Here is a 9,126-nt window from a genome sequence, read left to right as displayed (position 1 = left end):
AGGTAAGGAAGACCATGAGCACCAACCCCTTCGAGAACGCCGACGCCGACTACCTCGTCCTGGTCAACGACGAGGGCCAGCACTCGCTCTGGCCGCTCTCGGTGGACGTCCCGGCCGGCTGGGACACCGCCTTCGGCCCCGGCCCCCGGGCGGCGGCGCTGGAGTACATCGAGGCCAACTGGACGGACCTGCGCCCGCGCAGCCTGGTCGCGGCGGCGCACGCCGAGAGCGACTGACCACCCCTGGGACGGGCCGGCCCGCGAGGCCGGTCCGTCCGCACCCGTGCCGGTCCGGCCGGGTGGTGGCCACCGCCCACCACCGCCGGCCGGCACCTACGGAAGGAACCCCGTCATGACCGAGCGAAGCCGACGAGCCGTCCAGGGCCGGGTGGGCACATGAGCGCGGCCCCCGCCGCCGCGCCGGCCGGCCTGCGCGCCAGGCTGCAGAGCCCCTGGGCCGCGATGTTCGCGATCTGCTTCACCCAGGCGGTCGTCCTGCTGGACACCACGGCGGTGAACGTGGCCGTGCCCTCGCTCGGGGAGGGCCTGCACGCAGGCGTCGACCAGGTGCTCTGGATGATCAACGCCTACCTGCTCTCCTACGCCGTCCTGCTGGTCACCGGCGGGCGGCTCGGCGACCTCTTCGGCCCGCGGCGGATCTTCCTGGTGGGCCTGGCGGTCTTCGTGGCCTCCTCGGCGCTCTGCGGCTTCGCCCAGACGCCCGGACAGGCGATCGCCGCCCGGGTCTTCCAGGGCGTCGGCGGCGCGTTGCAGACCCCGCAGGCGATGGCGATCATCACCCGGATCTTCCCCGCCGAGCGGCGCGGCTCGGCGATGGGCGTCTGGGGCTCCTTCGCGGGTATCGTCGCCGCCGCGGGGCCGACCCTGGGCGGGTTCCTGATCTCCTGGCTAGGCTGGCGCGGCATCTTCTACATCAACATCCCGATCGGACTGATCGGTTCGGTCCTGGTGCTGACCTTCGTGCCCCCGCTGGAGGCCTCCCGCAAGCACCGGATCGACGTGCTCGGGTCGGTACTGCTCAGCATCGCCATGTTCTGCGTGGTGTACGGGCTGATCGAGGGTGAGTCGCACCACTGGGGCACACTCTGGGGCCCGCTGAGCGTCCCGCTGCTGATCGCGCTCGGTGGAGCCGTCCTCGGCGTCTTCCTCCTGGTCGAGCGCGGCCGCCAGGGCCGGGACCCGCTGGTGCCGTTCCCGATCCTGCGCAACCGCAACTTCACCGTGATGGCCGTGGTGGTCGGCGCCCTCCCGTGCGGCCTGGGCGGGATGCTCCTGCTGACCCCGCTCTACCTCCAGCAGGTGCACGGCTTCAGCGCCTTCCGGGCCGGCCTGCTGATCGCCGCCGCACCGCTGGTCTCGATCTTCGTGGCGCCGTACTCCGGCCGGCTGTGCGACCGCTTCGGCGGCAAGTACGTGATGGTCGCCGGGCTCACGCTGTTCGGTACGGGCCTGGGGCTGCTGGCGGCGCTGATCCGCGCCGACGCCGGCTGGTACGTGCTGCTGCCGGGGCTGGCCGTGGTCGGTCTCGGCATGGGGGTCGCCTTCGCCCCGGCGGGCGTGGTGGCCTTCGAGAAGATCGAACCGGAGATGTCCGGCGCCGCCTCCGGCCTGTTCAACACCACCAGGCTCTGCGGCAGCCTGCTCGGCAGCGCCGCGGTGGGCGCCCTGCTCCAGGCCCGCCTGGCCCACGGCGCCACCACGGACGCGATCCGGGGCACCTTCCTGCTTCCCGTCTCGGTGATGGCAGCCGCCGCGCTGGCCACCCTGCTGGTGCGCAGCCGGCCGGCCGCCGAGGCGTCCGCCGGACCGGCCGAGCTCGCCGCGGCCGGCCCCGCCAAGTCCTGACCTTCGATCGACTCGCTCAACAGGGGGGTACCACAGTGCACTTCAGTCTCTTCTACTTCGCGGACGGCCAGGGCCGGGGCCGCGACCAGTACCGGCTGCTGCTGGAGGGGGCCCGCTTCGCCGACACCCACGGCTTCAGCGCCGTCTGGACGCCGGAGCGGCACTTCCACGAGTTCGGCGGCCAGTACCCGAACCCCGCGGTGACCGGCGCCGCGCTGGCCACCACCACCGAGCGGGTCGCGATCCGGGCCGGCAGCGTGGTCGGCCCGCTGCACCACCCGGTGCGGATCGCCGAGGAGTGGTCGGTGGTCGACAACCTGTCCGAGGGCAGGGTCGGCCTCTCCTTCGCCTCCGGCTGGCACGCCAACGACTTCGTGCTGCGCCCGGAGAACTACGCCCGGCGCAAGGAGGTGCTGACCGAGACCATCGAGACCGTCCGGCGGCTGTGGCGGCAGGAGAGCGTGGAGCTGCCGGACGGTGACGGCACCGCGGTGTCGGTGCGCACCTACCCGGCCCCCGTCCAGCCGGAGCTGCCGGTCTGGCTGACCAGTGCCGGCAGCCCGGAGACCTTCCGCCAGGCCGGCGAGCTGGGCCTCGGCGTGCTCACCCACCTGCTCGGCCAGGACCTGGACGACCTGGCCAAGAAGATCGCCCTGTACCGGGGGAGCCTGCCCGCGGGTGCGTCCGGCGCGGCGGGTCAGGTGGCGCTGATGCTGCACACCTTCCTGGGCGCCGACCGGGACGCCGTCCGCGAGAAGGTCCGCCGCCCGTTCACCGACTACATCCGCAGCTCGATCGGCCTGATCATGAAGGCGGCCGGTGACATCCTGCCCGGCGTCGACCCGAACGAACTGGACGAGGACGACCTGGAGTTCCTGGTCGAGCGCTCCTTCGACCGGTACTTCGACAACGGCGGACTCTTCGGCACCGTGGAGGACGGGCTGAAGACCCTGGAGCGGCTGGAGGCGGTGGGCATCGACGAGGTGGCCTGCCTGATCGACTTCGGGGTGGACCCGGACGAGGTGCTCGCCGCCCTGGACCAGCTCGACCGGCTGAAGAACGCCTGGGCGGCCCGAGGGGCGGGATCGTGAACCTGCTGCTGGTCACCGGGACCATCGCCGAGACGTCCAGCTGCCGCGTCCTGACCACCCTGATCGGTGAACGGGCCGAGCTGGACGGCGCCCTGACGTCCGGTCAACTGGACCGCTCGCTGCTGAACCTGCCCGTGCTCGACCCCGCCCGGTACGCCGACGGCCGGCTCCGGCAGGATCCAGGGGTCGGCCGGCTGCTCAAGGAGTTCGCGGCGGCGGACGCGGTCGTCCTGGCCACGCCGGTGCAGCACGGCAGCCTCTCCGGCGCGCTCAAGAACACCCTCGACCACCTGCCGGACGACGCGCTCAGCGACCGGCCGGTGCTGATCGCGGCCACCGCCGCCGGCCTGCACAACGCGGCCGGCGCATGCGACCACCTGCGCTCGGTGGTCCGGGCGCTGGGCGGGTGGGCGGTGCCGACCCAACTCCTCGCCCAGCGGGCGGATCTGGCCGAGGCCGGGGCGCGCGAGGCGCTGATCCGCCGGATCGACAGGGCGGTGGCCGAACTCCTGCGGTTCGCCACCACCGTCGCGCCGGCCGCGCGCTGAAGCGGGTGGCCCGCGCCGCCCGCGGTCACCGGGCCCGGCGCCGTCGCCGCGCCGGGCTCCGCCGCTACCGGCGGGCGGTCCTCGGCGTCACCAGGCGGGCGCCGGACCAGGCGCCGCCGGTGCTGAGGGTCTTGGTCGTGGACAGCCCAGCCGTCTGCGCGGCCTCGCTGACGTCGCCGGTCTCGACATAGCCGTCCCGTCCGGGCTTGGGGGTGAGCAGCCAGATCACCCCGCCGTCCTCGATCAGGCCGATGGCGTCCACCAGGGCGTCCGTCAGGTCGCCGTCCCCGTCCCGGTGCCAGAGCAGCACGGCGTCGGCGACGTCGTCGTACTCCTCGTCGACCATGTCCAGGCCGGTGATCTCCTCGATCTCCTCGCGCAGGGCGTGGTCGCTGTCGTCGTCGTAGCCGATCTCCTGGATCACCTGGCCGGGCTGGAAGCCCAGCCTGGCGGCCCGGTTGGTCCGGCCGTCCGGCTGGCCCTCCGACTGGCCCTCCGTCCCGCCCTCGGTCTGGTCATCGGTCGCCGTCATCGCAGCCTCCTTGTCCGACTTGTCCGACGTGCCTGATCTGCTGCCTGACACCGCAGGCTAGCGCCCGAACACCGATTCCCCGGCCGAACACCGGTCGACTCGCCCGCAGTGGGCGAGTCCAACCGGTTGTGCCGATGGGATGATCAGACAAGTGCGGGTGTTGGGCGATCTACGACCGGGGTGCGCCGTACCAGCGCCACCTGGTCGGCCGGGCGTGGCCGGGGAGCTCGCCGCGGCCGGTGGCCCAGAGCAGCGTCGGCCAGGAGGCGGTGTCCTGCGGGGCCTGCGGGAACAGCCGGGTGAGCACCCGGGCGCAGAGGTCCGCCGGGGGCGTCCAGTCGAGCCCGAGCCCCTCGGCCAGATCATGGGTGTGCACCAGGGTCTCCACGACCCCCATCGCGGCGAAGCCCTCCGGGTCCGACACACCGTAGCCGTGATAGGCCCGGGTCTGCGGGGGCGTCGTACGGACCATGGCGACCAGCAGCGCGCCGCTCGCCTCCAGCACCTGGAGCAGCCCGGCGGGCCCCGCCGACCGGTCCGCGTGCACGGCGTTGGCCGGGCCGCCGGGCCGGCGGCTCTCCCAGAGGAACGGCACCTCGCCCTCCAGCGGCGGCTGCCGGGGGCCGAGTTGGACGGCGTAGGCGAAGAGGTCGTCGGCCAGGTGCTCGGCGGTCTCCCAGCAGTCCCAGGTCAGCGAGCCGGCCTTCGCGCTCCAGGCGTCCTGCGGCGCCTGGCGCAGGACGGCGACGGCGAGCCGGACGGCGCGGTCGACATCGTCCGCGGTGACGGGCGGCGGGGGCGGTGGTACGTCTTCGGGAGCCATGCACCCGACCGTACCGCCGACCCCCGGCCGCCGCTGACGGCCGGTCAGCGTTCGGCGAACAGCGTCCGCTGGGCGTGCAGGGTGTCGGCGTACTCGCGCACCGCGGTGATCAGGCCGTCCCGGACGGTGTAGATGCCCAGGCACTGGTTGTCGTACACGGCGCCGTTCGCCGCGACGCCCTTGGCCGTCCACTCGGCCACCACCTGGTCGCCGTCCGCCAGGAGGCCGGTGAGCGTCACCACCGGTGCGCCGCCCGGGGCGAACAGGGCGCCGGCGCCGCCCAGGAAGCCGTTGACGATGGCGTCGCGTCCGCGCCAGACGCCGCTGAGCGGGAGGTCGCCGGGGTAGGTCCAGGTGGCGTCGGGGTGGAAGCTGGCCGTGATCGTGTCGAGGTCGCCCTCGGCGACGGCCGTGACGTAGCGCTCCACCACGGTGCGGGGGTCGGTTGCGGTCATCGGTACCACTCCGTTCGAAGGGGGGTTTGCGGAAGAGGGGTTCGCAGAGAAGAGGGGTTCAGGAAGAGGGGTTCACGACACCGTCAGGACGGCGTTGCCGCGGATGCGGCGCTCGTAAAGGTCGTCCAGCGTCTCGGCGGTCCGGCTCCAGTCGGCCGTCAGGCCGATCTCGGGGTGCAGCCGGCCCTGCGCCACCAGGCGGACCAGCGTCCGCAGATCGGGCGCGTCCGGGCCGTCCACGTCGGCGTAGCTGAAGTGGCGGACGCGGGCGCCGACCGGGCCGGCGAAGAAGTCGAAGAAGTCCAGTTCGACGCGCTCGCGGCTGGCCTGGCCGAACCAGACCAGTTCCCCACGCGGCGCCAGCCGGGAGAGCGCGAGCGGGAGGTTTCGCCCGCCGGTGGACTCCAGCACCAGGTCGAAGGTGCCCCGCGCCTGCTCGATCCGCTCGACGACGGCCTCGGCGCCCAGCGCGCCGAGCACCGTACCCCGCTCCGGCGCGGAGCTCACCGCCGTGACCAGGGCGCCCGCGGCGGCGGCGAGTTCGGTGAAGTAGTGCCCGACGCCGCCGGACGCCCCGGTCAGCAGGATCCGCCGGCCGGCCGGCGCGCCCACCGCGCGCAGCAGGCGCAGGGCCGTCAGCCCGGCCAGCGGTAGCGCGGCCGCCTGCTCCGCCGACACCGACTCAGGCAGGCAGGCCAGCGCGCCGGTCGGCACGGCCGCGTACTCGGCCCAGCCACCGGACGCGGGGTGTCCGACCACCCGCCGGCCCACGGCCGGCCCCGAGCCGTCGGGTGCGGCCTGCACCACCAGCCCGGACACGTCCTTGCCCGGCCGCTCGCCCGCCGCCGACCCCTCCAGCCGGAAGATCTCGCCCCGGTTCACGGAGTACGCGTCGACCTTCACCAGTACCTCGTCCGCGCACTGCGCCGGCTCGCCCACCTCGGCGCGGCGGACCAGCCCGGACGCCTTCCCCGTCGCCTTCCCGGTCGCGCTCCCCGTCGCCTTCCCCGTCGCCACGAATGCCTTCATCGCCCTGCTCCTCGGTGATCGACCCGGCCGGTCCCCCCGGCGTGTGATCAGTCAACCCGCGGGCCACCGGGCCGGTCCAACAACCGGACGGGGCCTTTGACAACCACCGGTTGTGGGCCAGGATGGCAGTCGTGGATCTTGATCTCGCCCAGGTACGCGCCTTCGTGGCGACCGTCGAGCTGCTGCACTTCCGCCGCGCCGCGGAGCAGCTCGGGGTGACCCAGCAGGCGCTGTCCAAGCGGATCGCCCGGCTGGAGGAGGCACTCGGCGCGCGGCTGTTCGAGCGCGGCCAGGGCGGCGTGGAACTCACCGTCGCCGGGGCCCGGCTGCTCGGTCCGGCCCGGGCCGTGCTCACCGCGGGCGCGGCGGCCGTCGCGGCGGTCCGGGAGGTGGAGCGCCCGGTGCGGCTGGACCTGTGGGGGCACCTGTTCCACCCGCTGCGGACCGTACGGGAGGTGCTCGACGCCCCGGCCGCCGCCGTGCACGCGGAGGTGGGCGTCGGCCGGGACCTGCCGGCGGTGGCCGGGGCGCTGCTGCGCGGGGAGGCCGACGCGGGGTTCGGCCGGTTCCACCACTGGGGCGAGCAGCGGGACGTGGAGCTGGACCACCGCCTGGTCCGGCTGGAGCCGGTGGACGCGCTGATCGCCGCCGGCCACCCGCTGGCCGGGTCGGCCGCCCTGCGGCCCGCCGACCTGACGGACTGCCGCCTGGTGCTGCCGGCCGCGGCCGAACGCCTGGACTTCGCCCGGCGGTTCGCCGAGCACTTCGGCATCCCGATGCTGCCGGGGGAGGCCAACCTCGGCTTCGAGCACCTGCTGGAGCGGGTCCGTACGACACCCGGCGGGATCACGCTGTTCCCCGCCGAGGTGCCACTGCCGCCCGGCTCGGGGCTGACGGCCGTCCCGCTGATCGGGCCTACCCCGCTGTACGCCTGGTCGCTGGTGTGGCCGCGCCGGGCGCCCGGGCCGGGCGTCGCGGCGCTGCTGCGGGCCTTCGCGGAGGTCGGGCGGCGCCGGCGCTGGCTGGAGTACCGGCCCGAGCGCGACTGGCTGCCCGAGGCCGACCAGGCGGACGCCCGGACGCTGTGAGCCGCCGACCCGCCCCGGGGCGGCTCAGCCCTGCGGGGCGGGCGGGTCGGCGGCCGCCCGTGCCCGGCCGTCCGCGAAGAACGCCTGCACGGCGGCCGCGTCGGTGAGTTCGCGCAGCGGGCGGGTGGCGCCGAACGGGGCGTTCCAGAACGGGCCCTGGCGGCGGGTCCACGGCCCGACGTAGGCGTACGGCTCGCCCGCGTGGGAATCGCCGGGTGAGACACCGTAGTTGACCGAGTCCACCGTGATGCCGAGGTCGAAGTGCTCCGGCCAGAGCACGGGTCGCAGGTCGGGGGCGAACGCGCGCAGTGCGGTGTCCCCCCGCGCGAAGCCGTCCAGGATCAGCCGGGCGGCGGCGGGGTCGACCCGCAGGACCTCCTCGGCGCCCACCCCACTTCCCTCGGCGTACAGCCCGGCCGGTGCGCCCGCCTCGGCGCCGGCCTCGCGGGCCAGGGCGGCGCAACTGGCGCCGTCCAGCGGCAGCCGCCGAACGTCCGAGCCCGCGTCCGAGCCCGTCACCAGCTCGCCACCCTCGACCCGCAGCTCCGGCTGCGCCACGGTGGCGAAGCCGCCCGGCCCCACCCGGAGTCTGATCGTGCCGCTGGCCCGGTACTGCGGGCCGGCCATGACCAGCTCGGCGACCGCGTGCAGCGCACGTCGCGTGTTCTGGAGCGTTGCGCTGTCCACGGGTCCTCCGGGCGGGGGCGGTCGGATCGGGGTCGGTACCCCGCGCAGCATCACCCGGGCGCCTGGCCGCGGCCGGTGGCCCGAACGGCCGGGCGGGCAGCTTCACCCGCTCGCACCCGCCGCACTGCTCCACCCGGGGGACGACCAGGGACGGCCGGGGGTGCGGTCCGAGGCGACCGAAGCCGGGCCGGCCGGTGGGGAGACCGGCCGGCCCGGCGAGGGCCCGGCGAGGCGAGCGGCTAGTTCGGCGTCACGTACGCGCCGGAGATGCCGCCGTCCACCAGGAAGGTGTTGGCCGTCATGAAGGAGGAGTCGTCGCTGGCCAGGAAGGCCACGGCGGCGGCGATCTCCTCGGGCTCGGCGAACCGGCCGAGCGGGATGTGGACGAGCCGGCGGGCGGCCCGCTCCGGGTCCTTGGCGAACAGCTCCTGGAGCAGCGGGGTGTTCACCGGCCCCGGGCAGAGCGCGTTGACCCGGATGCCCTCGCGGGCGAACTGCACGCCCAGCTCGCGCGACATCGCCAGCACGCCGCCCTTGGAGGCGCTGTAGGAGATCTGCGAGGTGGCCGCGCCCATCACCGCGACGAAGGAGGCGGTGTTGATGATCGAGCCCTTGCCCTGCTTCTGCATGTGCGGGATGGCGTACTTGCAGCAGAGGTAGACGCTGGTCAGGTTGACCTCCTGGACCCGCTTCCAGGCGTCCAGGCCGGTGGTCAGGATCGAGTCGTCGTCGGGCGGCGAGATGCCGGCGTTGTTGAAGGCGATGTCCACGCGGCCGTACTCGGCCACCGCGCTCTCGTACATCGCGCGGACGGCGTCCTCGTCGGTGACGTCGGCCTGGACGAAGAGTCCGCCGACCGCGTCGGCCGCGGCCTTGCCGGAGGCCTCGTCGAGGTCCACACAGACCACCTTGGCGCCCTCGGCGGCGAAGCGCTTGGCGGTGGCCAGGCCGATGCCGCTGCCCGCGCCGGTGATGACGGCCACCCGGCCGTCGAGACGGTTGATCATG

The 9,126-nt window shown here is 74.4% G+C and carries 11 protein-coding genes; 5 read left to right on the top strand and 6 right to left on the bottom strand.

Annotated elements, in window-relative coordinates; all coding sequences use genetic code 11:
* Window positions 1-14 precede the first annotated feature (14 nt).
* From ACIBH3_RS24315 to ACIBH3_RS24300, 4 genes are all read left to right on the top strand, one after another.
* On the top strand, window positions 15-236 hold the full coding sequence (locus ACIBH3_RS24315; protein ID WP_396314169.1) for an MbtH family protein: 222 nt from the start codon (window positions 15-17) through the stop codon (window positions 234-236).
* 159 nt (window positions 237-395) lie between these two features.
* A complete protein-coding gene (locus ACIBH3_RS24310) occupies window positions 396-1,865 on the top strand; it encodes an MFS transporter (RefSeq protein WP_396314168.1) in 1,470 nt (489 codons plus the stop codon).
* Window positions 1,866-1,900: 35 nt separating this feature from the next.
* Entirely contained in the window at window positions 1,901-2,956 is a 1,056-nt protein-coding gene (locus ACIBH3_RS24305; protein ID WP_396314167.1) for an LLM class flavin-dependent oxidoreductase, read from the top strand.
* The gene (locus tag ACIBH3_RS24300) at window positions 2,953-3,504 is read left to right on the top strand and encodes an NADPH-dependent FMN reductase (RefSeq protein ID WP_396314166.1); all 552 of its coding nucleotides are present in this window, start codon (window positions 2,953-2,955) and stop codon (window positions 3,502-3,504) included. Before ACIBH3_RS24305 ends, ACIBH3_RS24300 begins: the two co-directional genes overlap by 4 nt.
* 64 nt (window positions 3,505-3,568) lie before the next feature.
* Here the strand turns inward: ACIBH3_RS24300 and ACIBH3_RS24295 are convergent, their stop codons facing one another.
* The 4 genes from ACIBH3_RS24295 to ACIBH3_RS24280 all read right to left on the bottom strand — a co-directional run bounded on the left by ACIBH3_RS24295 (window position 3,569) and on the right by ACIBH3_RS24280 (window position 6,343).
* Window positions 3,569-4,036, bottom strand: coding sequence for a DUF3052 domain-containing protein (locus ACIBH3_RS24295; protein WP_396314165.1), 468 nt, complete (start codon window positions 4,034-4,036; stop codon window positions 3,569-3,571).
* Between the two features lie 169 nt (window positions 4,037-4,205).
* Entirely contained in the window at window positions 4,206-4,859 is a 654-nt protein-coding gene (locus ACIBH3_RS24290) for a maleylpyruvate isomerase N-terminal domain-containing protein (RefSeq protein WP_396314164.1), read from the bottom strand.
* 44 nt (window positions 4,860-4,903) lie between these two features.
* A complete protein-coding gene (locus ACIBH3_RS24285) occupies window positions 4,904-5,314 on the bottom strand; it encodes a nuclear transport factor 2 family protein (RefSeq protein WP_396314163.1) in 411 nt (136 codons plus the stop codon).
* A 72-nt stretch (window positions 5,315-5,386) separates the two neighbouring features.
* Window positions 5,387-6,343 carry a zinc-binding dehydrogenase gene (locus tag ACIBH3_RS24280; protein ID WP_396314162.1) on the bottom strand — a complete coding sequence of 319 codons (957 nt, stop codon included), beginning with the start codon at window positions 6,341-6,343 and terminating at the stop codon, window positions 5,387-5,389.
* Between the two features lie 122 nt (window positions 6,344-6,465).
* Here ACIBH3_RS24280 and ACIBH3_RS24275 point away from each other — a divergent pair, with 122 nt between their 5' ends.
* Window positions 6,466-7,431 carry a LysR family transcriptional regulator gene (locus ACIBH3_RS24275; RefSeq protein ID WP_396314161.1) on the top strand — a complete coding sequence of 322 codons (966 nt, stop codon included), beginning with the start codon at window positions 6,466-6,468 and terminating at the stop codon, window positions 7,429-7,431.
* A 24-nt stretch (window positions 7,432-7,455) separates the two neighbouring features.
* Here ACIBH3_RS24275 and ACIBH3_RS24270 read toward each other — a convergent pair whose 3' ends face one another.
* Complete coding sequence (locus ACIBH3_RS24270) at window positions 7,456-8,118, bottom strand: hypothetical protein (protein WP_396314160.1); 663 nt, start codon at window positions 8,116-8,118, stop codon at window positions 7,456-7,458.
* A gap of 239 nt (window positions 8,119-8,357) precedes the next feature.
* The gene (locus ACIBH3_RS24265; RefSeq protein ID WP_396314159.1) at window positions 8,358-9,125 is read right to left on the bottom strand and encodes a 3-oxoacyl-ACP reductase; all 768 of its coding nucleotides are present in this window, start codon (window positions 9,123-9,125) and stop codon (window positions 8,358-8,360) included.
* Window position 9,126 lies beyond the last annotated feature (1 nt).

Source organism: Kitasatospora sp. NPDC050543 (assembly GCF_044457565.1).
Taxonomy (GTDB): domain Bacteria; phylum Actinomycetota; class Actinomycetes; order Streptomycetales; family Streptomycetaceae; genus Kitasatospora.
The sequence above is the reverse complement of the archived record's forward strand: the minus strand, read 5'-3'. Positions and strand labels throughout refer to the sequence as shown.